Source organism: Lentisalinibacter salinarum, assembly GCF_040706555.1.
GTDB lineage: Bacteria > Pseudomonadota > Gammaproteobacteria > Steroidobacterales > Woeseiaceae > Lentisalinibacter > Lentisalinibacter salinarum.
This window is the reverse complement of sequence record NZ_JAPDRH010000004.1, coordinates 454,539-479,587: the sequence shown is the minus strand read 5'-3', so window position 1 is coordinate 479,587 and position 25,049 is coordinate 454,539. Positions and strand designations below refer to the sequence as shown.

At 58.9% G+C, this 25,049-nt stretch carries 23 protein-coding genes and 1 riboswitch; of the genes, 14 read left to right on the top strand and 9 right to left on the bottom strand.

Going from position 1 to position 25,049, the window contains the following annotated elements; translation table 11 throughout:
- The 8 genes from ACJMKZ_RS17780 to ACJMKZ_RS17745 form a co-directional block, all read left to right on the top strand.
- The coding region (locus ACJMKZ_RS17780; RefSeq protein ID WP_405234562.1) for a hypothetical protein at positions 1–186 on the top strand (186 nt) is incomplete at its 5' end.
- Positions 187–281: 95 nt separating this feature from the next.
- Complete coding sequence (locus tag ACJMKZ_RS17775) at positions 282–563, top strand: barstar family protein (protein WP_405230644.1); 282 nt, start codon at positions 282–284, stop codon at positions 561–563.
- An 86-nt stretch (positions 564–649) separates the two neighbouring features.
- Complete coding sequence (locus ACJMKZ_RS17770; protein ID WP_405234561.1) at positions 650–1,174, top strand: hypothetical protein; 525 nt, start codon at positions 650–652, stop codon at positions 1,172–1,174.
- A 290-nt stretch (positions 1,175–1,464) separates the two neighbouring features.
- Positions 1,465–2,088, top strand: coding sequence for a PEP-CTERM sorting domain-containing protein (locus ACJMKZ_RS17765; protein WP_405234560.1), 624 nt, complete (start codon positions 1,465–1,467; stop codon positions 2,086–2,088).
- Between the two features lie 478 nt (positions 2,089–2,566).
- The gene (locus ACJMKZ_RS17760; RefSeq protein WP_405234559.1) at positions 2,567–2,737 is read left to right on the top strand and encodes a hypothetical protein; all 171 of its coding nucleotides are present in this window, start codon (positions 2,567–2,569) and stop codon (positions 2,735–2,737) included.
- A 144-nt stretch (positions 2,738–2,881) separates the two neighbouring features.
- A riboswitch (cyclic di-GMP riboswitch) is annotated at positions 2,882–2,994 on the top strand.
- Between the two features lie 174 nt (positions 2,995–3,168).
- On the top strand, positions 3,169–3,576 hold the full coding sequence (locus tag ACJMKZ_RS17755) for a hypothetical protein (RefSeq protein ID WP_405234558.1): 408 nt from the start codon (positions 3,169–3,171) through the stop codon (positions 3,574–3,576).
- Positions 3,577–3,892: 316 nt separating this feature from the next.
- The gene (locus ACJMKZ_RS17750) at positions 3,893–4,369 is read left to right on the top strand and encodes a putative zinc-binding protein (RefSeq protein WP_405234557.1); all 477 of its coding nucleotides are present in this window, start codon (positions 3,893–3,895) and stop codon (positions 4,367–4,369) included.
- Between the two features lie 306 nt (positions 4,370–4,675).
- Complete coding sequence (locus ACJMKZ_RS17745; RefSeq protein WP_405234556.1) at positions 4,676–5,302, top strand: tyrosine-type recombinase/integrase; 627 nt, start codon at positions 4,676–4,678, stop codon at positions 5,300–5,302.
- Positions 5,303–5,365: 63 nt separating this feature from the next.
- On the opposite strand, the gene ACJMKZ_RS17740 is transcribed toward ACJMKZ_RS17745, so the two are convergent.
- From ACJMKZ_RS17740 to ACJMKZ_RS17730, 3 genes are all read right to left on the bottom strand, one after another.
- Complete coding sequence (locus ACJMKZ_RS17740; RefSeq protein ID WP_405234555.1) at positions 5,366–5,815, bottom strand: hypothetical protein; 450 nt, start codon at positions 5,813–5,815, stop codon at positions 5,366–5,368.
- 194 nt (positions 5,816–6,009) lie between these two features.
- Complete coding sequence (locus tag ACJMKZ_RS17735) at positions 6,010–7,140, bottom strand: DUF4185 domain-containing protein (RefSeq protein ID WP_405234554.1); 1,131 nt, start codon at positions 7,138–7,140, stop codon at positions 6,010–6,012.
- A gap of 191 nt (positions 7,141–7,331) precedes the next feature.
- A complete protein-coding gene (locus ACJMKZ_RS17730) occupies positions 7,332–7,718 on the bottom strand; it encodes a hypothetical protein (RefSeq protein ID WP_405234553.1) in 387 nt (128 codons plus the stop codon).
- Positions 7,719–8,271: 553 nt separating this feature from the next.
- Here ACJMKZ_RS17730 and ACJMKZ_RS17725 point away from each other — a divergent pair.
- The 5 genes from ACJMKZ_RS17725 to ACJMKZ_RS17705 all read left to right on the top strand — a co-directional run bounded on the left by ACJMKZ_RS17725 (position 8,272) and on the right by ACJMKZ_RS17705 (position 13,813).
- Positions 8,272–8,871: a hypothetical protein gene (locus ACJMKZ_RS17725; RefSeq protein WP_405234552.1), complete on the top strand. Its 600-nt coding sequence runs from the start codon at positions 8,272–8,274 to the stop codon at positions 8,869–8,871.
- The gene (locus ACJMKZ_RS17720) at positions 8,864–9,616 is read left to right on the top strand and encodes a hypothetical protein (protein WP_405234551.1); all 753 of its coding nucleotides are present in this window, start codon (positions 8,864–8,866) and stop codon (positions 9,614–9,616) included. Before ACJMKZ_RS17725 ends, ACJMKZ_RS17720 begins: the two co-directional genes overlap by 8 nt.
- 997 nt (positions 9,617–10,613) lie before the next feature.
- On the top strand, positions 10,614–10,760 hold the full coding sequence (locus ACJMKZ_RS17715) for a hypothetical protein (RefSeq protein ID WP_405234550.1): 147 nt from the start codon (positions 10,614–10,616) through the stop codon (positions 10,758–10,760).
- Between the two features lie 130 nt (positions 10,761–10,890).
- Positions 10,891–12,249, top strand: a complete 1,359-nt coding sequence (locus ACJMKZ_RS17710) for a hypothetical protein (protein ID WP_405234549.1) — start codon at positions 10,891–10,893, stop codon at positions 12,247–12,249.
- A 4-nt stretch (positions 12,250–12,253) separates the two neighbouring features.
- Positions 12,254–13,813, top strand: coding sequence for an amidohydrolase family protein (locus ACJMKZ_RS17705; RefSeq protein ID WP_405234548.1), 1,560 nt, complete (start codon positions 12,254–12,256; stop codon positions 13,811–13,813).
- A gap of 352 nt (positions 13,814–14,165) precedes the next feature.
- Here ACJMKZ_RS17705 and ACJMKZ_RS17700 read toward each other — a convergent pair whose 3' ends face one another.
- The 6 genes from ACJMKZ_RS17700 to ACJMKZ_RS17675 all read right to left on the bottom strand — a co-directional run bounded on the left by ACJMKZ_RS17700 (position 14,166) and on the right by ACJMKZ_RS17675 (position 22,018).
- Complete coding sequence (locus ACJMKZ_RS17700; protein ID WP_405234547.1) at positions 14,166–15,644, bottom strand: outer membrane protein assembly factor BamB family protein; 1,479 nt, start codon at positions 15,642–15,644, stop codon at positions 14,166–14,168.
- Positions 15,644–16,801 (bottom strand): serine hydrolase domain-containing protein, encoded by a 1,158-nt coding sequence (locus ACJMKZ_RS17695; RefSeq protein ID WP_405234546.1) that lies wholly within the window; start codon positions 16,799–16,801, stop codon positions 15,644–15,646. Before ACJMKZ_RS17695 ends, ACJMKZ_RS17700 begins: the two co-directional genes overlap by 1 nt.
- Positions 16,802–16,810: 9 nt before the next feature.
- Positions 16,811–19,075 carry a TonB-dependent receptor gene (locus ACJMKZ_RS17690; RefSeq protein WP_405234545.1) on the bottom strand — a complete coding sequence of 755 codons (2,265 nt, stop codon included), beginning with the start codon at positions 19,073–19,075 and terminating at the stop codon, positions 16,811–16,813.
- 97 nt (positions 19,076–19,172) lie between these two features.
- Entirely contained in the window at positions 19,173–20,213 is a 1,041-nt protein-coding gene (locus tag ACJMKZ_RS17685) for a helix-turn-helix transcriptional regulator (protein ID WP_405234544.1), read from the bottom strand.
- A gap of 972 nt (positions 20,214–21,185) precedes the next feature.
- Positions 21,186–21,389, bottom strand: coding sequence for a serine dehydratase beta chain (locus ACJMKZ_RS17680; protein WP_405234543.1), 204 nt, complete (start codon positions 21,387–21,389; stop codon positions 21,186–21,188).
- 98 nt (positions 21,390–21,487) lie between these two features.
- Positions 21,488–22,018, bottom strand: a complete 531-nt coding sequence (locus ACJMKZ_RS17675; RefSeq protein WP_405234542.1) for a cupin domain-containing protein — start codon at positions 22,016–22,018, stop codon at positions 21,488–21,490.
- Between the two features lie 184 nt (positions 22,019–22,202).
- Between ACJMKZ_RS17675 and ACJMKZ_RS17670 the strand changes: the two genes are divergently transcribed.
- Positions 22,203–24,875: a winged helix-turn-helix domain-containing protein gene (locus ACJMKZ_RS17670; RefSeq protein ID WP_405234541.1), complete on the top strand. Its 2,673-nt coding sequence runs from the start codon at positions 22,203–22,205 to the stop codon at positions 24,873–24,875.
- The last annotated feature ends 174 nt before the right edge of the window (positions 24,876–25,049 follow it).

Genomic DNA, 25,049 nt, shown 5'->3' with positions numbered 1-25,049 from the left:
ATTGTGGCTCAGCGGATCGAGAACAGACGAGATCGCATTGCCTATTACCTTGCGATATGGCTGATCCCAATCATTGGCGCAGCAGTGGCTGTGTTTCTTAGCCGTCCACGGGCATCAAAAACGTCGTCGTCAGAGAAGATGTTCAACGCACTGGTTGATGCTCATCGGCGAAACGACTCCATCTGATTCGGAGCAAGTTGCGAGCGCTTCTGGCCGCGAGGCGACAGTTGCCAGGATCAGGCTATACTTTCCGCTGCTGACTCAAATGCGACATTCGCGCAATGACGACGAATCGTACGATTGATCTTTCAAATGCGTCGTCGAAGAATGAGCTTTTCGCGATTCTTGCTGAAGAAATGTCGTTTCCAGATTGGTGGGGTAAGAACTGGGACGCGTGCTGGGACTGCATGACTGATCCGCAGTTAAGCGATCTACCATCTCAATTGCGTTTCCACGGATTGTCAAAACTGCGCGAGAAACTCCCCAAAGATGCGGAAGCTCTTTCTCAGCTTCTCACCGATCTGGGAAAGCATCGGACAGATATCTCCGTCTCTTGGGATTGACCCCAGCGGCTCCTTCTGGCCGCAAAGCGACCCTAGCGGCGCTCTGAGGTATGATTTGCGGAGTCGACCCGAAGCCGTCTTCCGGAATGCGTGAGATTCTCAGGCTACTTGCCAAACTGGCGATTGCCGCAGTAGGGCTAGCAGCAGTCGGCACATTGTGGCTTTTTCTACCGGTCTGGTTTACGCCGATCGCGAAATTCTGGTACGAGCCTGGATTCGAGGAAGCAGTCTCTGCGGCGCTAAAGGACATTCCCGATCACGAAAATGCGTGTATCTATGACGATACGCAGAATATCTTTGTGACGTCGGCGGAACAGCTAGACGTCGGGAGGATGCTAGAGAAGGCCGTGAAGGATAGAGTCCCCAACCCTCGCGAAGGTAAATTGAGAGATCCACATTTCAGGATCTATGCGAACGGTCGAACTTATTATTGGAGTTTTAGCGACGAAGAGTTTCACCCGTTCTTGGGCGATAGGTGGACCCTGAGAGGAAAAAGCGCAGAAAAGTGCGAAGCCTACAACCGCTACCCAAGAAGGTACCAGCAGGTGTACGAAGAGCGGTACGGCATTGGTGTGACCGAAGCAAATTTTTGCTGCGGATCCGATTATTAGCCTCAACTTCGACCGCCCGCTCTTGGCCGGAAACCGACCCCTCGGTCTGTGAGGCGCCATAGAGCCAAGACCGGCTCAAATTAGGGTCGCCTATCGACCCGAAGCGGACGAGATTTTCTATTGGCGCAATAGATACAAGCTGCCAAGTATCGTCAGCTTTCTTTACATATCTACAAAACGCGCGGCGCAGGGGCAGACTCAACCCTCTGTAAAGTCAGAATATTGACGATTTGGTATAGAATTTGCTCGGGGAGCTCTGTACCTCAGATGCAGCCACTTGGGAGAGCCGCATGAACCGAATAAGAAGCACCTGTCTAGCCATTGTGGCTGTCTCGCTATCACCGATGACGGCGACCGCGGACGAGATCACTATCGATTTCGAAGATCCGGGAGTTGCGCTGCCGAGGCCAGGAGGAACTGATCCAGCAGTTGATTTCGCCTTTGGTGGCTACTCGGTCACATCGGGAGGATGCGATTTTGTCGCCGGCGACAGTTTTGCCGGCACGGAAAACGGTGTGGATGGTAGCGATAACGGTACGACTCACATCTTCGGTAGCGATATCACGATGACATGCGGGGGAGCCTTCGACCTTTTGGGTTTCTCGCTTGGTGAGGACTACCTCGAAGAGACTTTCTTGTTCCTGGTTGATGTCGTCTACGCGGGCGGCGGCGCGTTTACGGTCGGCGCCTGGACAGACGGCATTTTCGGATTCCGAGGGTATGGCTGCGACGGATTTTGCGCCGATATCGTGTCTGCGCGGATCTATACGAGGGACAACGGTTCGGACGGACTTCCCTTCCAATTCGCATTGGATAACATTCGCATCAACAAGGTGCCCGAACCCGGAACCCTTGCCCTCCTAGGTGCTGGCCTTCTCGGCATGGGTTTTGCCCGCAGACGCCAGACGGCTTAAGAAGCGTTCTGTTCACCGTGTTCGATAGCCCCGCCCAGTGCGGGGCTTTTTTTCCGCTTCTGGCCGGAAAGCGACCTTTCGGTCTGTGAGGCGCTTTAGACCGAGGACCGGCTCAAATTAGGGTCGCTTATCGACCCGAAGCGGACGTTTGGTTAACCGAGCTTCACCGTATCTCGCAGCCAAATGCCGTATCCTCGTCCCGGCAATATTGTGCTGGTGGGCACCGGGGGGAGGACCGGTCGTCCAGACCGCTAAAGGTAGGTCTTGTGTTGTAGATTGGCCGGGCCGACGGTTCTGATCGAGCGCCCCGGATACCCTGACGAGTCATTAAGCTGCGCCTACCTCTTGCGAGTATCCCCTATTGATCACCTGCTCGAGATAGAGGAGCGTTAGGCGTTGACAGAGCGGCGCTGGGCTTAGTCAACCCATGCATCTTCCGCTGGCGGCAAGTCGCCAAATCAGAATAGAGGTGACATCTATGGCTACACGTACCGACAAGAGCACTTGGGTGATCGGTGGGGGAACGCTGGCCGGACTCGGCACCGGGCTGATTTTTCTACAAACCTCAGCTCTGACTTTCGTAGCGTCTATCCTGATCGGCATTGGCGTTGGTCTTCTTATTGCGCCATTTGTTCCTTCGCGCCAATAGCCGCGTCTGGCCGGAAACCGACCTTTCGGCCTCTGGCCGCGCGTAGCCCACGTTCTTGAATCCGCTAGGGTCGCTTATCGACTCGAAGCGGACGCTAGGCAAATCCCAGAATTGACTGTCAAGAAAAAAGCGAGAAACTAGTACTTGCGATAAAGGCAAACCTGGCGAAAGCTAGTGACGCAAAGCCACGGGTCCTCGCTTCCTCCGAGAAGCCATTGCTGACTTCCCGAGGGACCCAAGATCGCCGGGCTGCCGAGGCAGTTGGTCCAAGCGGCGATCAATTTTCTCGTATCTGCTCACCGCCAAGGCGGTTACTTATGCCTCTTCACCTGGAGCCATTGGATCTTTCTAACAAGCTTCAAGCTTATAGGTCCGTGCTTATTGTCTCATGCCCGATTTGCCCGCCTGTCAGTCTGGCAAGTGACGAAAACTTGCCCTTCATCGAATTCTTCAAGCATGGCATTAAGACACCCGCCTACGAAGACTATGTAGGCGAGACCCGTAAGTCTCTTGAGCACGACGGGATCGAAACTGGCGTCTTTACCAGCTACCTCCCGTGCCCTGCGACTTGTCTTTGGACGAGAGGCCAGCGAACCCGATTGTTGAAGCAGGCCGAAAAATATGAGGCTGCTCTGGTCATGGGATGCGAATCGGCAAGATATACCGTCGAGCAAACCCTCGCGGACATCAATTGCGATGTCATCTTGGGGATGCAGTTGGTTGGAATTACGAATGCGAATCTAAAGTTCGGATTTCCGTTGACTGTCGAGCTAAACAATCTCGCTCGAGTCACCGCAAATGAGCAAACCGAAGACGCGCAATCGATAGAGGCGAGCTGACATGTGCTTATTTTTCAGTTTTCTTCCCGCAACATTTTGGACGATTGCTGGTTACTTCGTCCTTTTTGCATCGTCAAAGTCCAACGGCGTGACTAAGACATTTGGGATGGCACTCGCAATCTGGGCATTCCTACTTGCCGGACTCATTATATTGGGTGGTGTATATATCACGATTGCTGGAGCCTGCCCGATCACTGAGTTGCTGAAATGCTCGGTTTAACAACCTCCAGAAATAAGTGGCTGTAAGCTCAGGCTGAGACTGGAAGAAGAGATGAGGGTAAACGTAGGCCACTCGATGGAAAGCCGAGGATAAATTATGAATTTACAGCGAAAAATTGGCCTTGAGGTGGACGCTGCGAAACCAGTATGTCCACTTGGTGAGGTTGTCGGGAAAGAAATGATCGCTAAGAAGCGGATTCCCGTTATTTCATGCGCGGGAGGATGCTTTCGCGGAGAAATTGCTCGGATCGCAGCTCACATGGTGGCGAAAGAGGAGCCATATAGTCGAGGATGCCATGGCGAGATGATTACAGCACCACATTCGGCAATGGCAAACTGGGCAAAGAAAGCCGATAAAGTGATTGTGATAGATGGTTGTTTCATGCATTGCCATGGCAGAATGATGAAGAACATCTTCGGCGCTGAAAACACGATCCAATTTGATGCCCTGCCTATGTATAACAAGGACCAAAAATACTCAGAGAATATGGTTATCGACGAAGTCCCGGAATCTGAGAGGATCGATTTAGCTCGGCAAGTGGCAGATAAAGTCCTCTGCGCTCTGAGGGCGTGATAGGCCTTTAAAAACGTTGCGAGGCAGGTTTCTATTGGATCCTGCTCACTAGTTTTGCTAAGCCCAGTCTTGGCTGCTAGCTGAACAGTTCCTAACAATGGCGGATTGTTCAATGGGCTCAAACACTGGTCCTTCTCTGCCGCCTTATGAATTGAAAGTCTGACGGTTTGGATTGGACCTGACACGAGGGTTCTCATCTGGACGACACAGGTGGAAGCACTTACCGATGGTCCGCTTCTGGCCGAAAAGCGACCTTTCTCGTCAGCGCACAATATGACTCCCCCCCATAAGTAGTTGGAGTCAATCATGCATCTCCTGGAGCACCGCCCGCGAAGGCGGGACCCTTGGAACAAGGGAAAGCTGGTCGGTCAGAAACCCCCGCTCAAGATTCGCGAGATCTGGGCTATCCGGATTCGTCTGCAGATTGCCGACCGCAAGCGCGACCTCGCACTCTTCAATTTGGCTATCGACAGCAAGCTCCGGGCTTGCGACCTCGTCAGTCTTCGGGTCATCGATGTAGCACATGGCAACCATGTATCCAAGCGCGCGATGATTATGCAGTGCAAGACTCAACGTCCAGTGCAGTTCGAGATCACTGAACAAACGCGACAGTCGATCAGAGAGTGGATCGACGCAGCGGCGCTTACCAGTTCCGAGTTCCTTTTTCCGAGTCGGGTGCAGCGAGGCACGCATCTTTCAACTCGTCAGTACGGCAGACTTCTTCGTTCGTGGACCGCCCAGATCGGATTGGATCCATCGACGTACGGAACTCACTCTCTTCGCCGGACGAAAGCGACGCTGATATACCGGCAGACAAAAAACCTCCGAGCGGTGCAGCTGCTTCTCGGTCACACCAAACTGGAGAGTACCGTGCGGTACCTGGGGATTAAGCTCGAAGACGCGCTAGAGATCTCTGAACGGACGGAAGTCTAACCCACAAAGCCGGCCGGGAAGCGGCCTTGGCAGGGTCGCTTTTCGGCCAGCAGAAGACACTCGCTAATTCGAATAAATTCGCTCAAGCGCTTCCGCGAACTGATGAAGCGTCCGTTCGTAAACCTTCACAGAATTGAAGGTCATTCCCAAGCAGTTCCCTCTCGTTGCGGTACCGGAGTAAAAGGAACCACGCTCATCCTTGCCATGCTTCCTGAATTTGATAGTCACTGAGTTCCAGTAGTTCACGCGTGAGCCAGGAATGCGAAGCCGCGCAGGAAGGATTCCGGGACTTAGCGCTCGAATACTCAAAATTAGGTCGTTGGCCTGACTTTCTTCTAGTGGGTGCGGCATTTCGAAGTCGATGCTACCGGCATGAAGCGAAACAACACCTCTTTCTATTCGGCCATTTAAAGCTTCCAATTCCGCTACGTAAAACTGGTACGCATCAAAATTCAGCGTCGCCTCGGTGAGGCCGCGGGAGAGTCTATATAGCTTCACGAGATTGGCGGACAAGGCCTCTTGGGAGTCGCCTTTGGGTCAGCAGCGGCCAGTCTAGCTCAATAGCGAGGCAACCGTCCGCTTCGGGTCGATAAGCGACCCTAGCCGCCCGCGGAGGGCGGGCTAGGGAGCGTTAGGAGCAAATGGTCGCTTACCGGCCAAAAGCGGCCGCCCGCAATCCTGTACTCTGCCAAATCCGGCAGCCATGGCTATTTTAAATGCACTTCCACCAATCGTGTTTCTTGAGTCAAAAATCCGGACGGGTTGGTGTAGCTGAGGACCTCAACCCGGCCACCCTCGCGCTGGAACTCGGCGTGTGCGATCAACGCATAATTCCAGCTTTTCTCGGCTGGTACACCCTCGCCAATTGAAACAGGTCCGGACCACGGCCCCTGTGGGGAATCTGATGTCCGCATCTTGAACGGTTCGCCGAGGCCAGGCGTATAAAAGGCCACATACTGGCCTAGGTAGTCACTGAAGTGCACGCTAAACAGCGAACCACCGTCGAATATGGGTACAGCCTCTCGCCAGTCCATGCTCCAGCTTCCGTCCCCTGCCCAGAATCGATAACTCTCTCTGTTCGTTGCCTCGACAAACGGTACGCGTGCAAGTAGGCATGGTTTGCGAGTCCCATCAAACTCGCATGCATAGACGAAGATGTCTTCGTCAACTAGTACCGCCGCAGCTCCCCAGTCCGGCTCTTCGTTACTGAACAACGGTGGCTCAATACGCGTTGCAGGCGCATCTGGATTATCCCAAGTCGCTAGAGAACCGGACACACTTCGAAAATCCCACGCTCCACCTGGCCCGGTCTGCATGTTCAGATAAAACAGAACGGCTCTGTCTCCCGATGGATCAGTTACCAGAGCTTGAGGCCAGGGGGTTCGGCGCGACCCGCACTGCGACTTTGCAACGCAATCCTCATGGCCCTCATGCGCAATGTTGTAAGAATACTCTGCAGGGGTATGGGGCAGTAACTGCAACGCCATGCCGTCGTCACCCAGTGCGTGGATAAACTCCCCTATGCCATCGTCGCTTGACAGGTCTGTGGTCCACGACCAGCTGCTTGATCGCCAACCTAGACCATCATCACCTTTCCCAGGAAGGAACGTGTCTCCGAACACCCAGACAGAGCGGCCTCGCAACAAGCCGCTGAATCCCACATCGCGACCGGCATGCTCGGGCGGCCGCGGAACGATACTGGGTTCGGGCATTCTTAAAGTGACACGAATATCCGGTACCTCCTGCTTCGGATTGGATAAGGCAGAAGATATTCCGAAAAAAAACAGGCAGAACAATGTCGAGTATCTAGTCACGGGTCCGAATGTAAACGTGTCCACGCATCAACGATCCGTTGCGGGTCGATAAGGGACCGTAGTGGGGCCAAGTGTAGCTCTACCAGTCGCAAATTTGGAAAGGTCGGTTTCCGGCCAAATGCGGCCGTCTCGATCTTAGATTGCGGTTGCCTTGTGTTTCACACACAACGACTCGTCTTGATTAAGCAGATCTCTGAAGAACCCAAAACTCAATGCTAACGAGAACAGTAGCTCGGGGCTGCGCCAGTGCTCACGCACGCGAGTACGTCCAGTATTTTCAAAATGCTACCGCCGACATAAGACACAGTGCCGCCGCGCTTGTCTCTTATCCTCAGCGCAGTTATACCCGTCCGTGGCCACTTGCCGCCATCATCGGCAATAATGTGTTCGGCGGTCATCTCTGCCACGGTGATGATGGCTTCACGCCCATCGGCATACTCCACAAAGATTGCGTGTCCGATCTCCAGGTCCTGCTTATCAATTTCGTAGGTTATCTGGGAAGTCGGCGCCGATTTGATGGTTAGCGACGCTATGCCCGTCTTTCTGAATTCTTTGCCGTCATCACCAATAATGACATCGTCACGAACTTCCCTGACGAACAACTCCGCCGAGTCACCATTTTGGTACTCGAGGCGTATACGATCACCCGGGTATAAAGTTTCGGCTCTGAGCTCACTAGCGGAAACATTTTCATATGTTCTCCACTGAGCATCCGGACGCGCTGCACACGCCCTGAGCAAGACAACCGTGACGACAATAATCGACCGATTCACTTCCTACGCGCGCTGCTTTCCAGACAGACCGTTAGCACCGATTTCTTTTCGAGCAGCGACTCTTCCCGGTAGCGGGCAGCTAAACTCAGAAGGCCGTTTAGTAGCGTTGCGGCTGCAAAGGAACGCATGGTCCGGGCCGGATCAATCCTTCCAGCATGTCCGCTGTGGGTCGTTAAGCGGCCGCAATTGATCCCTAGCCGGCTGCTCGTGTACGGCTCTAATGCGATGAGGTCGCTTTGACGCCCAGACCTGACGGCCGCCAGCAATACACTACCACACTCCCGAATCGCCGACGGATTGTCTCTCCCGAAACGCAAACATCGGGCTCGATTCGACGTGTATCGTCTTGCCGCCTGAGCAGGGAGCAGATACTGAGCGAGTCGTGTCATACTTGTCGGCAGTAATTGTCATCGCAGCGTTACGGGGGACGGCGTTGTTGCGGATCCTTTCGTTACTCGGCGTAGTTGTCGCTGCTGGTTGTGCTGTGACACTACCGTCGGGACAACCATTTGATGAAGCCCTTCTGGAAACGACCGGAAATGAGGAGTCGGTCCTGTTTGTTTACTCGACTCCGGAAAACCGCAAGTCGTTCTACAAGTACATTTTTGTAGATGGCGACCAAAAGTCTACGATCACCACCGAAAATTTTTCCCGGATCGTTCTCGAGCCCGGCCGGCACCGTGTCAGGGTGGTCCAACATGGATACAAGAGCCCAGAGCCTTGGATCTTCAAGCGTCTGAAAAACGAAGAGATGCTGGCCGAATTGGATGCGACTAGGGACATAGAGCTGGAGCCAGGTAGTGTCACCTTCCTGAGTCTCGACCGAAAGAAGCGTCCGATTTACTACGAGTGCGTGGAATCGGAGACAGCGACCCAGATATGCAGTAGGGAAGTAACCGGGCTCGTAATCGACCAAGTGTCACGGGAGGTGGCTTTATCCGTACTCCCGTCACTGCACGAGGTCTGCGAGAGCTGTGAGTAGACTCGCCATCCTAATTATTGCGTTTACGCTTTCCGCGTGCGCTTCACAACCAGAGTACGCTTCATTCACGGGCATAAGTGCAGGCTCCGCCATCGCGGTAGAATCTTTCGATGGCATCACCGAGACCGGAGCGCCGGCCAGCAAGGTGGGAGAGTTGGCTGTACGGGGTGCCGGCACGGGAGCCGCTGTAGGCACGCAGACTGGATGGGCGTTTGGTGAAGCTCTGACGCAGGATTGCGGAGAATTCATTGCGGTTTGCCTCGGCCTGCTGCCCGTGTTTAGCCTGGCCGGTGTGATTAGCGGAGTCATTGTCGGGAGTACGGCTGGACTGATTGAGGACATGCCCTATCAGAGCACTGAGGCGATGCAAGAGCTCGTCAGTACGTACTTCGTAGAGGCACCTCCTAACCAGGTTTTCAGCCAGACATTCACAGAAGCAGCGAGCACCAGCTGGATAATCGACCCGGAAGCCGACAGTAAAGTGACCGTAGCGGTGATCGGTGTACGTCCGAAGAGGGTCAAGAGTAAGACGCTGGCGTTCGAGGTTACGACAGCGATGAGTGTTCGTTATGCAGCTGCAAAGAGCCCCACAAAGCCCTACCAGTTCACGACAACCACCCAAGGCTACAGCGTCGAGGAGTGGATTGACGGTGGGCGGGCTTTGTATTCGGAAGAGGTAGGAAAGACGTACATTGAATCGGCCGGTGTCTTTATGGCATTGCTAAGAAGACCGTCGCGGCAGTAATAACCCGGCGCCCACATAATCAATACGAATCGCTGAGTCGGACGTTATCTTGTTGGTACCACTTTAGCTGAATCAATTAGCAGCCGTCCGCTTCGGGTCGAAAGCGGAAACGCTACCTCAAAACCGCCAAGGGTCGCTTTCCGGCCAGAAGGCGGCGCACTCTAAGCGCGGCGACGGCAATATGCACCTACGACCCACCCTGCGAATACACCAATCAGTATGGCCGTACCGTGATACTCGACAAACTGGAAGGAAAAGTAGGTCGCGGAAGCAGCTGCCAATGCGGGAAACATCGGAGACTTGAGGTTTTCACGCCGTCTTGCAGTTCTTTCCCGTCTGTCATCTATCCTCCAGCCCGCATGCTCTAGGCTCTCCTCACTGCTTTTCGTTGCTTGATCGCCCGAAGTCATAACCTATCTCACACAACTGTCAACGCCGACCGCTCTGTGGGTCGAAAGCGGACCATAGGTCCGAGTCACCTGAGATTACCACCGAATTTCCGGCTCGCCAGTCTTTGTGCAATAGCCAAATCAGTGAGATTTGCCTAGAAAACAGGGTGCGTCATCGGTGCGACTTGGCGATACACTGAAGTCATAAGTAATTGATCGAAAAACGCTATTCTTATCCCTTTCGTCCAATCCATCATCGGCGCAACCTGTATTTCTCGGCGATGTGGGCAATTATTCATGTGGCTATTCTGGCAGGAATGTCATAGGGATGCGCGGCTGCCGGGCTCTGGCCGTGAATGTGATCCGGCCTGTTTTGGCCCGAAAATGACCAATGTCGCACCGAGTCGCACCGGCCATGACGCACTCCTGTTTTCGGGCTAGCTCAATTCTGGGTTGATGTGGAAGGCGATGCATCGCGAAACTGGGCTCGCCCTCGCCTCCCTGGAAGATGCTCTGCCGACTTGGCCACTCCAATTTGTAGCCGCGACATCGAACCTGCGGCCGATTGCGATAATATGACCGCTCCCGATCCGACGGAGGGGATTGGATTGAACGAGGTAGGCGCACGAATAGCAATTGGTCTCGCACTCGGCGCAGCGTTGGGCGCAGCTATTGGAAATGTCGGTGCGGGCATCGCAATTGGAATAGCGATCGGTGCAGCCATCGGCGCATCGCTGAAGAAGAAAAGCGGCTAGGTCAGTTCGTTCCACAGAGGTCAGTCGCCTGACGTGTTCCGCGCGAGCGAACGTGTGATCCGCCTGGAAAGCTGATCTGCCTGCCGATCGACTCTATTCAGCAACAAAGAATTTGCGAAGGCGGTACCTGTTGGCGAACGAAGGCGAACCTCAAGATCATCTACGGGCCGATCCCGAAGTAATGGATCGGCTGCGCGATCGTACGGACGAGCTAGAGTTGATCATCTCGGGCCTGACGATCTTCGCGCTGTTTTCTGCTCCTGGTTGGCTATTCGACAAGTTCGCCGACATCTACACGCATCTGTCGACGAGCCTGGCCATTGCCGGAACCATAGGCACCACACTGCTGGCGGGTACCTGCTACGGACTGGCCGCGTGTTTTGTCGTGCACCTGATGGCACGCGCATATTGGGTGGGTCTGATTGGCCTGCGTACAGTCTTTCCGGAGGGCATCAACTGGCAGAACATGCCGGGACTTGGTCCGCTGAGCCGCCAGCACTATCGAGAGACGCTGCCGGATCTCGATACGGTCATCCAGAACACTGACCGACTCGCATCGTCACTTTTCGCAGTGATTAGCATGCTCACGCTGAGCGTGCTTTGGTTCGGCACGATTCTGGTGGTTGTTCTGGTCGTATCCGGCGGCGTTGGTGCACGTTTCGGACTCACCAATGCCGGGATGCTCATCGGCATGATCGGGCTGCTGGCCCTGTTCGTCGGCGTGCCGCTGCTTGCCTACCTACTGGATGCGCAGCTTGCATCTCGCGTTGAGCGTCTTCGCGATAGCCGCATTTACGGGGCGGTGGTCCGGGCGCTGCGGCGCGTCGCCGGACTCGCATACCCGCAGCGCCTCGTGCTGCCGGTAAAACTGACTTTGCAGAGCAATACCCGCCCGGTCGTCTTCTTCATAGCGCTGATACTCAGCATTGCCTTCATCGTTATCGTCGGCAACACCCGTGCCACCGCCTGGCGCAACTTCACAGTCTCCGGGCAATTCACGTATCTGAACAATGAGCAGGTGCAGGAAGGACTCCGCAGCACCTACTACGAGGATATGCCCAGCCCACACGATCGGCTGCGCGGCTGGCCGAGGGTTGATAGCTTCACGCAGAGCGGGAGCTTCGTCCGCCTGTTCCTGCCGTATCAGCCACTTCGCGACAATCTCGTTCTCGATCAACTCTGCGGCAGCGCCGAGAAAGCACCGGACCGCGTCGACTGCCTGCGCCAGCTGTGGGCAGTGAGCATCGAAGGCAGACCGGTATCGATGGCGACATTTGTGCCTGCGGAGCGTGCCGACCTGAGGATGCGAGGGCTGATCGGTCTGGTGCCGCTCACCCGCCTCGAACCCGGCCTGCGCCAGATCCAGGTAGTATGGAATCCGAGCGCCAGCGAGGAAGCTGCTCCAATCGACGACCGCTACGCGGAGCTCAATCGCAAGTATGTTATTCCGATCGCATTCTCGCCTGGTTTCGAGATGCCATTGGAATAGCGCCATGCTTGCACTGCTACGTTTCGTCGGGCTGTCACTCGCCGCACTGGTCGCCGGCATCGTGCTGGTGTTCGCCGGCCTCGTCGCCTGGCCGCCACCCGAGATGCCTCGGCCGGGACGTGCCGGCGATATCGTCATACGCAACGTACGCGTCGTCGACGTCGAGACAGGCACGGCGAGGAAAGCCACCGATGTCGTCGTACGCGACGGGATTATCACGGCCATCGGCGCAGATGCCGTCGCGCCGCCTGGCGCTCACGAAACCGACGGGACCGGCAAGTACCTGATGCCGGGACTGTGGGACATGCACACCCACTCGAACACCTTTGCCGACCAGTACCAGCATCCGCTGTTTATCGCGAATGGCGTCACGGGTGTGCGCGAGATGTGGGGCTGTATGTCGCAGTCCGATCCATTCATCGCTTGCATCGCAGACCGCAGACAGTGGAATCGTGAGCTTGCCTCCGGGGCGGGCCTGTCGCCGCGCTACGTCGGCCAGTCAAGCTTCCAGATCAACGGTGGCGACGAGGTACCGGCGGGATTCGAATCGTTCTTCCGCCTGCGCAATGCGGCGGATGCCGACGCACTCGCACGCTTCTACAAACAGGCTGGCGTGGACTTCCTCAAGGTCTACTCGGCCGTCTCGCCGACAGCCTATGGCGTGCTGGCCGACGCCGCCGCGGCCCACGGACTCGGCCTCGCGGGGCATCGCCCCCTGCAAGTATCACTGCAGCGGGTGATCGATGCCGGGCAACGCAGCATCGAGCACGGAAGGCTTTTCGCTCTGGAATGCTATCGGGAGGCCGAGGCGTTCCGTGCACTGCCGGATCCTCTGGCAGCGTACGACACCGAGTTCATCGCCGAGCTCGTCGACGGTCAGGACGAGGCGCGCTGCGACAAGTTGATGGCGGCGATGGCGGAGTCGCAGACATGGTGGACTCCGACGCTGCAGACTCTGCGCATGGGCGCCATGGCGCATGACCCGGCGTTTCGCGATGATGCCAGGCGCCGCTACGTGCCTGAGGTGCTGCATCAACTCATGTGGACCCCGGATGCCGACCGCAACGCCGCGACGGCACTCGACGCCTCGGGCCGCAACGTACGTGCCGCACTCTATTTGCTGGCGTTGCGCCACGTGGGGGAAGCGCACGCAGCCGGCGTGGGGCTGATGGCCGGCACGGATTCGTTCGACACCTACGTCTACCCGGGCTTCAGTCTTCATGACGAGCTGGCCTTCCTCGTTGAGGCAGGACTGTCACCCGCAGCGGCGCTGCGTACGGCCACCATCAACCCGGCCACGTATATGGGGCTCGACGACAGTTATGGCTCCGTGGACATCGGCAAGACGGCCGACCTACTCCTCGTGAGCGCGGACCCACTGCAGGACATCGACAATACCCGCCGTATCGAGGCGCTGGTATTCAGCGGACACTATTACGATCGCGATGCCCTCGATACGTTGCTAGCGTACGCCGCAAGCCGCGCCGGGAGTGTGCACCAGAATGTCCATATAATCTGGCGGGCCGTTCGCAGTCCGCTCGTACGCGCCCAGTTCGCGGACTGATGGTGGTCCCGGTCTACCGGCATTGGGGTGACCGCATGTGCAATAGCCGAATCAGCAAGATTTGCCCAGAAAACGGGGTGCGGCATTGGTGCGTCTTGCCGACACACTGAATTCGTAAGCACCTGATCCTAAACCGCGATTCCGAATCCTTTCGTCCAATCCATCATCGGCGCAACCTGGATTTGTCGGCGATGTCGGCAATTATTCATGTGGCTATTTTGGCAGGAATGTCATAGGGATGCGTAGCCGGCGGGATCTGGCCCGATACCTGTTCTTGCCCGTTCCAAGCCGAAAATGACCAATGTCGCACCGTGACGCACCAGCAATGACGCACTTTTGTTTTCCATCTGCACTAGCGCTCGGCCTGCCCGAGTGCAGTGAACCCGCCAACCGGCCGTAACGGGGTTCGATGACTCTCTGGCAGTACTGGATTGATGCCGTACCAGAAGATGGAACTCATCATTGACGCATGGCAGGTGTATATGGTGCCGTCGCGGGCAACAACGACCGAAGCCTCGCTGCTATCCGGCAATTCCGCCCAAGTGCGTAGTGACCCGTCGGCCGGGTCCAGCCCAGTCAACACTACCCGGTGTGGCTGAGTCAGAAAGACACCGGAGGCAGGATCGTGGAAACGGTAACCCAACAGGAGCACGACCCAGAGAGTATCGGACGTAATTGTCGGCACGCTGTTGACGACGGCGCGCGGCTGCTCCTCCGGGAAGAATGGCGCTAACTTGTCACGACAGGGAAGCAGGGAGGCGGCAAGTTCATCGTGGTCCCGTTGCCAGATTGCGCGGCCGCTGACAGGGTCGAGTGCGCTGACCGTCGAAGGGCGACTGGGCAGCGTGTTGGTTCCCGTGTAGACGACCCCGTCCGGCCCGACGGTGGGTGACGCGGCGGGTCCGGCCTCGTCGTAGGTCCAGAGACAGCGACCATTGTCGGTATCGTAGGCCGCCAGTCGGCCGGCGGAGTTTCCGGTATAGACCTGTGCGCCATCGGGAGAGACACTGGTCGTCGTCGCACAACGGCCCTTGAACGGTATGGCGAAAGCGATCTCGGCTCCGCCGCGAGTGGCGCGCAATGCGTACAGGATGGATTGTCCGGCATCGCGACCGGCGCCGGTAATGTAGATCGAACCGTCGGATGGATTGACCGAGGGCGAATTCGTGACCGGGTAGTCGAAGCCGAAGAATCCCGGATAGATCGCTCTGGCCGTGCCGGCATCCATCAGTCCCGGTTGCCATAACCCAGGGGGCGGAGCCGGGCCTCGCGGGCAGACACCAGCCGGAAGCGTCAGAACGGGCACTGCGAGGGAACCGTCCTCGCGGTCGAGAAGTATCAACCGGCCATCCAGCGTTACGCCGCCGACGTAGCCGTCCATCGAGAAGATGGACGAGGCAAAGCTCTCGGCTGCGCCGAGCTTCACGAATGCCGTCTTCCAGCGGAGTGTCCCCTCCCGTGTGAAACACCAGAAGTGCTCCTGATCCCCAACGAAAATGTTGCCTTCACCGTCGATCAACGGCGCATAGGGCACCGCTCGCGGACCGAGGCCCTGGCGGCCATCCCATGGCCTGCTTTCCCAGAGCAAGGCACCGTCTGCGTCATAAGCATGCAAGTGACTCGTTCCACATCCGCGCCCACTGCATATATAGAGAGTGCCGTCCTCGGCAACGGAGGGACCGAACAGCACCGCGGCACCTTCAAGGGCGCTCCATTGCCGTTCGTAGTCGGTGTTCGTCGCAGCGCGTACGGCATCGGAGTTGCGGCTGTCGCCGTGGATGCTGTTCCACTGAGCGCGGCCCCAGTGTGAATCCGGCCTCGGCGGGCTCATCAGCGAGCCGCCCTCTTCGCCTCTTCCACGCACCGGTAGACGGCCGCGCAGAGTGCCGTACTGCGCGGATCGCCAACCAGCTCACCGCCCATCCGGCTACACGTGTATCCCATGGAGAGTTCGTTGGCGGCGTCGGCACAACCGAAAGACCCCCCCCAGCCGCTGTGGCCGAACGCGTCGGGATTGGGCCCATAGAGGCCGATGTTGTTCCGGACGATGCCCGAGCACCACTGGAGCGGCAGGCCCAGGAGACCGTCGACGCGGGACGAGCGCACCGTTTTCAGCGCCGCGAGTGCCTGCCCTCCGAGGATTCGGCTCCCGTCCGGTGTCGCACCGTCATTGACGACGTGGTAGAGCCTGGCGATCCCGTCAGCGGTTGCATGGCCATTGGCCGCCGGCAGCTCCGCGCATTTCCATTCCCCGGAGTTCGCGACGCCGGCATCCAGCAGAGGATTGGTGAGTGCGAGGAGCGCAGCTCGAGGCATGTCAGCGGGAACTTCCCGATTCTCCACAGGCGGCGGAATAACCGGTGCCACACGGTCCTCTTCCGTCGCACCCACGCCGATCCGAAAATCGAATGTGTCCGCAGCCTTCAGCTCCGTCGCGAGAAGCGCGCGAATTCCTGAACCGGTGATTCGCCGTGCGATTTCATCCGCGATGAATCCGAACGTCATTGCATGATAGACGGTCTGTTCGCCCGGCGTATGCAACGGCGTCTGGTCCGCGAGCAACGAGACCATATACTCGCGATCGTAGAGGTCTTCCAACTGCACGGGCTCCAGGAACCCGGACAATCCGGCCTGATGGGAAAGGGCCGGACCCACGGTGATCTGCGCCTTGCCATTCGCACCGAACTCCGGCCAGTAAGTCACAACAGGCGCCTCGTAGTCGAGCTCACCGCGATCGACAAGCCAGGCGAGTACGATGGCCGTCGCCCCTTTCGTCGTCGACCAGACATTTACCAGGGTATCGGGTGTCCAGCGAGATGCGCTCTGCGGTACCCGGTGACCACCGGACAGCGCCACGACCTGCTCGCCACGGTGATAGACGACGAAACCGGCGCCGGACTCCCGGTAGTCATCAGCTCGCTGGAAATTGGCGGCGAAGACCTCGCGAACCGGTTCGAATCCCCGGCCGACAGTACCCTCGATTACCATACCGACGTACTAGCGCAGGGCCCGCAGATTAAACGTCACGCCCCAGGTACGGGGCGCGCCGTAGGTTCGGCCGCCGTTGCCGATGCCGTTATCAAAGGCATGCAGGAGATATTCCTCGTCGCCGAGGTTCTTGCCCCAGACCGCAACCTCCCAGCGATCGTCGACATCCCGAAGCGCGATCCGCGCGCCCCAGACCGAATAGTCGTCTGCGGCCAATAGCGGACGATTGACGGCCTCCTTGAAGGTCTCGTCGGTATAGCTGTAGTCCGCCTGGACTGACAGGAATCCGAGATCCCCGACTGGCCATTCGTAGCGCGCGAGCGCGTTCGCGCTCAGCTTCGGCGCGTTGGGCAATTCGTTGCCCGCCGGCAGCTGCCCACCGCCTGGTGCCGCGAAACTGCCAAGCTCCGTATCCAGCCAGCCGGCGGCCAGTTGCAGATCCAGGCCGTCAATCGGTCGCCACAGCAGATCGAAGTCCGCGCCCAGAATCTCCGCTTCGTCGACGTTCGAGAGCTTGAGCACGGTCAGGCCGCCGGCGGGCACCTGTGTGAAGGTCTGCACATCCTCGTAGTCATAATAGAAGGCCGCGCCGTTCAGCCTCAACGTGTCGCCGAGAATCTGGGATTTGAACCCGACCTCCCAGGCCGTCAGCGTCTCGCTGTCGAATGGCTCGAGCGCGGCATCGGACGTTACGAAGCCACCACCGAAGAACCCGCCGGACTTGAAGCCGCGGGCAACGCTGGCATAAGCGAGCACATCGTCACTCGCGTGATAGTTCAGCCCGAGCCGCCAGGAAGGCTCGGTGTCATCGATCTCGTCCTCGTTGAACGCGAGCTGGAAGGGCCCGACGAACCCCGGGTTGCACACCGGGCTCAGCAGGCACGACGTGCCGAAGGGGTTCTGGTCGGCCATACCACCGGTGTACTCCTTCTCCTCCGTCGTGATGCGCAGGCCGCCGGTCAGCGACCAGGCTTCGGTGAGAAACCAGTCCCAGTGGACAAAGGCTGCAGCAGAGGTGGTGGTCTGCTCCGACTGGATAAGTACCTGGGTCAGCAGCAAGTCCGACAGATCACCCGGTACGCGGATATCGACCTCGTCCCGGGAGAAGAAGCCGCCGACAATAAGATCCAGATCATCGATCACGGACCAGGCGTAACGAACCTCCTGCGTGATCTGGTCGATCTCGTCCTGCACATCGAATTCCGCCTGCACGAACGGTCCTGCGTCCGTGTCTGAGTAAGCCTTGCGCTCGAAAGACAGCCAACCGGTCACGGAGGTGAAAGTGCCCGCCCCAATGGCGGCGTCCACGGTCAGCGTCGTGCCGAAACTGTCATTCGTGTAACGGGCGTCGTTGTTCCAGTCGCCCGTGAACGGATCACCGTCCGGATCGCTGTAGCCGAGCGCGTCGACGCAGTTAACAGGATCGACGCGGCCCTCGAGAGCCGGCTGGCACGGCGCCGGTGGGAACACGCCCGGTTGCAACGTCCCGAAGTGCTCGAATTGGCCGGCCTCAGAATCGGCGGAAGATGCCTCGATCTTCAGGTTCACGTCGATGGCGTCAGTCGGCAGCCAGGCGACCTGGAAGCGCCCCGCGTACTCCTCCCGGGCGCCGATGTCCTCGCCGCCCAGGGTGCGGCTCTCGTAAAAACCCTCGCCCTGATTGACGGCGCGACCAGCGAAGCGGACCGCGAGCGTATCGCTCAGCGCACGATTGAGCATGAAGCCGCCCTCCGCGAGATCGTAGTCACCCGCGCCGAGATCGACACTCCAGTCGTTCTCCATGGCGGGTTTCGCGGTGATAAAACTGATCGCCCCACCCGTCGTATTGCGACCATACAGGGTCCCCTGGGGGCCTTTTAGCACCTCAACGCGCTCGATGTCGTAGAGCTGGAAAGTGAGCTGGGTAGTCGAGGTCAGGAAGATCTCGTCCAGATATACGCCCACCGTCGGGTTGTTGTTGGCGCTGAAGTCATTCAGTCCGACCCCGCGGATCGTGAACACGGGAAACAACCCCGGCGAGATCTCCTTGACGTTGATGTTGGGCGCCACGGCCTGGATGTCGAGCGGCGTCTCGATGCGTCGCGCCTCCAGTTCCTGGCCGGATAGGGCGTTGATCGCGATTCCGATGTCCTGAGCGGATTGTTCCGTCTTCTGTGCGGTGACGACTACCTCTTCAATGACCTGCCGGTCTTGAGACAGCGCGGGACCAGCAACGACCGTAGAGCCCAGGACAAAAAGGAAAGCTGTGCGCAGGCGAGTGTATTGCCGAGCCATGGTTTCTCCCCCGAAACGTGTGACCAGACGCCACTATCACTCCAGGAAGACCCTGTCGGAAGGACAATTACGTTCGAACTGCAGGGGACATTTTCGCTCAATGATCCGGGCTGGATCCGCCGAGACGACTCCGGTAATCGCTGGGACTCTCGCCGAAGCGGCGTTGAAACGCGCGCCGAAAGCTGCGTGCATCCGAATAGCCTAGCCTCTCGGCTACGGTCTCCACATCGTGCCCGGCCTGTATCAGCATGAGGGCATCCGTACCCAATATCTCGTCCCGCAGCTCACGGAAGCGGATATTCCGGTGGGCGAGCTTGCGGCGTAATGTAGCAACGCTCATCCCGGCAGATGTGGCGATGGCCTCCTGGCTGGTGACGCCGTGGCGCAGCGCATGGTCCACGTAACGGACGAGATCGCCGGATGCCAGGTCTTCGTGCCGCCCGCGGAGCTGAGCGAGCAGCGCGTCGTACATCCCCTGCCGCCACTCATCGAGCAGCGGCACGTCCAGCGGAAGCTCGGCCACCTCTGCCGGATAGACGATCTCGATGCCAGCACCGCGGAACTCCACCTGGCTGCCGAACGTCGCGAGGAGCTGAGGGGCGACGCGGCTCCTGCCATGCCCGGTCCGGAAGCGGCGCACCGGCAGCAGGCCGCCGCTCATCCAGCAGAACGTGCAGTGCCATGGCAGGCAGGCGATCTCAAGATAAATCTGCCGTGCGGCAGACATGCCCGAGGGAAAATCCGCTGCGAGATGGACATCTCCAAGGCGTCGCCAGTACCTCACGCGCAGGTCCGGGACCACCAGATTGACGGCCTGCGCAAAGACCTCGATCGCCTCCCCCACCGTACGGCCATGAGCGGCGCGAGCCGCGACCAGTTCGAGCGTGCCCACCGGTACCCGGCGCGCGCTTTGACCTAGAAGCTCGTCGTCGAGGACGGAAACCCGGGCAGAGAAGAGACGCCAAACCGCGTCGACCGCGAGAAAGCCACGGGGATCTGATAGGGCGCCCACTGGCACGTCGGCGAGCGTCACCGTTTCGTTCAGAATCTCCGGTGTTTCCCCGTCCGGCAATAACACGGCGAGTAGATCCCGAACTCGCATGAGAGGGATCAGGTCATCGCGATCGATCGTGCTCATGGCTGATAATCAGACTGGCAGGCCCGCGTCGCGGCCAAATGAGACTGTATACCACCGTCCGTTACGCATTCGGGATCTATCAATCGGAGTCCCCCCCCTGCTCCGACGGTCTGGTCAGCACAACCGCTTGGACCCTGACAGCAGACCGAGGCCAATATCGGAGGCGTACGTGTTGCACGTTGCAAGTTGCAAGCCAAGCCAAGCCAAGCCAAGTGCACAAGATATCAGGGTGCGACATCGGTGCGACTCCCCGGTACACTGAATCCGTAAGCCACTGATCCTAAAACGCTAATCCAAATTCATCCGTCCAATCCATCTTCAGCGCAACCTGTATTTCTCGGCGATGTGGGCAATTATTGATGTGGCTCATGGCAGGAATGTCATAGGCATGCGCACCCGCTGGGCTCTGGCCGTGAATGTGATCCGGCCTGTTTTGATCCGAAAATGACCAATGTCGCACCGAGTCGCACCGGCAATGACGCACTTTTGATTTCCGGCTAATCCGTTTCTTGGTTGATATGGAGGGCGACACATCCCGAAATTGGGCTCGCCCTTCCCTCCCCGAAAGATGCTCTCCCTACCTGTTCATTCGCTTTTTCGGCCGCGATATCTAACGTACCGCCGGTTGTAATCGAATGACCGCTTCCGACCCAATGGGATGCCAACCTGTACGCGGGGCGGCTCCGCAACTGGCCCTTCGATGTTCGCTCAGCTGTCTCACATCTAACCAAATGGCTATAGAAAAGGCTTATTTGACACAGATCTGTACCCCCTGTACCGCCTATAAGGCCTCATGAGCGCCTCCGCACGGGGCGAACGGGCTGAGGAGACCTACCAGACCGACCACGGCCCACAGAGCCGCCAACGCTGACCGCGAATTTTCTCGTGTCTGCCCTTGAGTATCTGTTTTAGTTCTGGTCGGAACGGGACAGCAAAAAAAGAGGCGGTACACGCTAAAGGGGTCAACATTGCCTATAGCGCAACTCCTATCAGGGACTGATGACCCCCTTCCGATCCCTTTCGCCTCCCATAGAGTTTCCCGCCTAAGTCCCTCACGGCTACTGAATGTACGACTGCCGTCTGCTCCGCCGCCTTCATCGGCCCCTCCGTGTAGGAACTGGAGGGGCCGATGGCGATCTTGAAGAGGTCGAATACGCTGATGGCCTTTGCATTCAAATTTGCAGAGATGTTTGCCCGTCATCTGCGGCCTCGGCGCCGGTTACGAGGGTCGAGTCACGCCATGCATGAGACGGAAATCCGGAACATGATCCGCGTTATGGAATAGCAGTGCAGTCATCTGGGGCGTTGTCCGGCAGCACGGGCGCGCCTTTCACCCCGAAGAAGACGGCGATGAGTACCACTTTCTCGTTACTGTCGTTCCTGACGCCATGTACCGTGCCGTGGCCCGGGTCCACGAACGCCTGCCCCGGGTAGATCTGACGCGGCGCGCAGGTGTCTCCGACGTAATTCGTGAGAGTACCGGGACCCAGATTGACCAGGAAACCCGTGGCCTGGCCATGGCCATGCCACCCCCCTATCGCGCCGGGATCGAGCGTGATGTGAAGGATGAGCTGATCGGAAGCGTCGTTGACGTGAGTGACGTGAGTCGCGCGCCCGGCGATCTTGTTCCGCACAGTGAGGCTGACGGCGTCGATAAATGTGCCCCTCGCGATCTCTTCCACGTGCGGCCCGCCGTGATCGGCAATTGTAGGCAGGGCCACGAGACTCAGGATGGCGCCGGACACGGCCGCGCAGAATGCGCTCGAACGGCGGATTCGTCCCCGTTTGCAATTATTTCTTTTCATCTCTCTCCTCCCGGGTTCCAGATGGTTCGGTTCGTTGCGGGACGTCCGCGCCAAGCGTTCGGACGTCCCCGAATCGAGTGCATCAGACCGGGTGCTGGAAGTCTTGAGGTAGTTTTTGGAAAACTTTGGGATTATTGTGGGAGACAGTCGACAGTCTGGACCGCGATGGGGGAGGAGACTGCGCATGCCGAACGATGGCGCTCCAGTGCGATTCGGTTCGTATCGCGTCCACCCGGTGCAGGGGCTGTTCGACGGGCGCGAGGAAGTACGAGTCACGCCGAAGTCACTGGCCGTGCTCTATACGCTGGCGGGCCGCGCTGGCGACGTCGTCACCAAGGCGGAATTGTTCGAGACGGTGTGGCCCGATTGCAGCGTCTCCGACGCGACGCTCAGTTCGTGTATTTACGAACTGCGGCAGGCGCTTGGAGACAATGCCCATCGACCACGATATATCGAGACCGTGCATCGGCGGGGCTTCCGGTTCGTCCACGATTGCAAGCGCCCTGCACGGGAATCACGGACGTCCGGCTGTGTCGATGAGGCGGCCCATGAGGGATTCGATGGCGACGGGAAACAACTCTCGCGGGAAATTGCCGACGTTGCGCGGTGGTTATCGGAATCCGGCGGGGCAAGCCGGATGGCCTGGGTGCGTGGCCGCGACAGCCTATCCAACAATGCGCTCGTACATTATCTGCTCCGCCATCTCGTCGCAGGGCGTAGCTGGCGCGTCTGCATCGGCAGATGCAGAGAGAACTTCGGTTCGGATGATCCGTATCATCCGCTGATCGAGGCCTTGGATGACCTGTGTCAGGGACCCGGCGGAGCGAGCATCGCTTCGCATCTCCGCCGTCTTGCTCCCACATGGCTCGCCGAATTGCCATCGTCAATCGGTGAAGAGGAACGTGACGTTCTGAGGCAGGTCACTGCCGGCGTGACGCGCACTCGCATGTTGGCCGAACTCAATGGCGGACTGAAGGCGATCGCAGCCGACCGGCCTTTGATCGTCGTTATCGAAGATCTCCAGTGGTGCGACACGCCGACCCTCCAGTGGCTGGAGACGCTGGAGAACCCGATAGCCGCTCCGATCCTCTTCGTCATCACGTCGGTCTCCGTGACATCCGACCAAGATCGGGCTGCAGCGGTGTGTGAGCGAGCCAGAGAAGCCGGCGTCGCAACTGTACTGGCATCGAACGGCGTCAGCGGTCGCGTGCGCGCGGCGCGGGCGGCTGATCGGTATCTGGAAGCTGCGGACGCGACGGTCAGGCGGGTCCTGGAAGCGGCCGACATCGTTGGTGAGCCGTTCACCCTTGACGCCATCGCCGCCGTGACCGGCGATTCGGAGCGCGTCATCAGGGGAACGCTCGGGCGACTGGAAGACGAAGGAATCCTGCGACGCGAGCTTGCGGGTGCAGCGACCGGAGAGCGGCATTCCCCTGCCCCGTATTTTCTTGCCAATGCGGCGCTGCGCGAGCAAATCGGGAAGAAGATGCCTGCGTCCAGGCGCCGTGAGCTGCATCACGCCTGTGCCGTGGCCCTGAAGGCCGGAGGGGATGCGACCGCGGGGATTCGTGCTGCGGCCAGTGCTCATCATTTCGAGCGAGCGTTCGCTACCGAACTGGCGATTCACGCCAGTCAGAGCGCGGCCGCAACCTGCCGCCGCCGCGCCGCACATTCTGTTGCGCTTCGGCACCTGCGTCGCGCCCTGCAACTGATCCGGTCCGTGCCCGAGCCCGAATTCCGGAGTATTCGAGAGGCCAGCCTGCAGGCGAGTCTCGGCAGCACCCTTGCCGCGGTCGAGGGAGCCGGCTCCGATTCGGTGCGCCTGTGCCACGAGCGCGCGCGGCGTCTCGCGGCCGGGAGCGAGCAATCACCTCAGCGCTTCTCGATACTGTGGGCGCTGTGGGCCTACTATATGAGTGTGGGTCCGCTCAGCCGGGCGCAGGAGACTGCAGATGAACTCGCCCGCACGGCGGAGACGCTGCAATCACGGGAACTCCTGCTCGATGTCCACCACGCGAGATGGAGTACTGCGCTGATGTTTGGCGACGTCCGTGCGGTCCGGCAGCAGACCAAGGAAGGTCTGTCGCTCTGCGGTTTGATCGGCGAGGGCCCTACGGTGATGGGTCGCGGCTGCACGCTCCACAATGCGCATACGAGCGACCATAACGTCGGTGTCTGTGCCGGATTCTTCAGCGCATGGGGTTGCGCCCTGGCGGGGAAGCCCGAAGACGCGAGGCTGTTGATCGACACGGCGGTAGCACACGCGCGCGCCGTCGGGCACCCCTATATGACGATCGCCACTCTCGTGATGTCCGCCGCCGCGTCCGCGGCCAGCGGTGATGCTCACTCAACAGCGCGATTCTCCGCCGAAGGCGCATCGATAGCCGGGGAGCACGGCTTTTCGCTGTGGCAGATCTGGGCGCGAATCTACGCAGGCTGGGCCGAAACACGTCTGGGGAGCACCGCGACGGGCCTGGAAAAGATAACCGACGGTCTCGCGCTGCTGCGCGGCTTACCGGTGATGCTGTTCCGTGCGTTTCAGCTGTCGCTGGCAGCGGAGGCACAGCTCGCGGCCGGCAGACTGGATGACGCGTCAGAATCCATCAGGCAGGCGTTCGAGGTCTCCGAGCGATTCGGTGACCGCCTCGCGAGGCCTGAATTGTATCGGCTGCGGGGCGAACTGGCACTGGCCGGCTGCCCCCGTGCCGGCTCTCCGAACGGGCCGGAAGCGGACTTCTGTGCCGCGCGCGCCGTGGCACGCGAACAGGGCGCCGAACTTTACCGGGCCCGCGCGCTGCAGAGCCTGCGGAAACTCGGCTCGATCGCGTCCGTCAGTCCCGAAACGCAGAGGTACTGAGTCCGGTACCTCGCAGATACGCTCATCGCTATAGAGCAATAACGAATACGGTCGCCGTCCTGCGGAGAGTCCTCAACGTGCTGACTGACTCGGGCATGCGCGGTATCAGCGGTGGAGAGGACGGGGGATCCATGAGCGGACTGGCGGCTTGTATGGGTCGGACGCGGACCCTCT

Bases quoted from the DNA above. Each gene is read 5' to 3' on its own strand.
- ACJMKZ_RS17775 (WP_405230644.1), top strand. From the start codon at position 282: ATGACGACGAATCGTACGATTGATCTTTCAAATGCGTCGTCGAAGAAT.
- ACJMKZ_RS17770 (WP_405234561.1), top strand. From the start codon at position 650: ATGCGTGAGATTCTCAGGCTACTTGCCAAACTGGCGATTGCCGCAGTA.
- ACJMKZ_RS17765 (WP_405234560.1), top strand. From the start codon at position 1,465: ATGAACCGAATAAGAAGCACCTGTCTAGCCATTGTGGCTGTCTCGCTA.
- ACJMKZ_RS17760 (WP_405234559.1), top strand. From the start codon at position 2,567: ATGGCTACACGTACCGACAAGAGCACTTGGGTGATCGGTGGGGGAACG.
- ACJMKZ_RS17750 (WP_405234557.1), top strand. From the start codon at position 3,893: ATGAATTTACAGCGAAAAATTGGCCTTGAGGTGGACGCTGCGAAACCA.
- ACJMKZ_RS17745 (WP_405234556.1), top strand. From the start codon at position 4,676: ATGCATCTCCTGGAGCACCGCCCGCGAAGGCGGGACCCTTGGAACAAG.
- ACJMKZ_RS17705 (WP_405234548.1), top strand. From the start codon at position 12,254: ATGCTTGCACTGCTACGTTTCGTCGGGCTGTCACTCGCCGCACTGGTC.
- ACJMKZ_RS17700 (WP_405234547.1), bottom strand. From the start codon at position 15,644: ATGAGCCCGCCGAGGCCGGATTCACACTGGGGCCGCGCTCAGTGGAAC.
- ACJMKZ_RS17695 (WP_405234546.1), bottom strand. From the start codon at position 16,801: ATGGTAATCGAGGGTACTGTCGGCCGGGGATTCGAACCGGTTCGCGAG.
- ACJMKZ_RS17690 (WP_405234545.1), bottom strand. From the start codon at position 19,075: ATGGCTCGGCAATACACTCGCCTGCGCACAGCTTTCCTTTTTGTCCTG.
- ACJMKZ_RS17685 (WP_405234544.1), bottom strand. From the start codon at position 20,213: ATGAGCACGATCGATCGCGATGACCTGATCCCTCTCATGCGAGTTCGG.
- ACJMKZ_RS17675 (WP_405234542.1), bottom strand. From the start codon at position 22,018: ATGAAAAGAAATAATTGCAAACGGGGACGAATCCGCCGTTCGAGCGCA.
- ACJMKZ_RS17670 (WP_405234541.1), top strand. From the start codon at position 22,203: ATGCCGAACGATGGCGCTCCAGTGCGATTCGGTTCGTATCGCGTCCAC.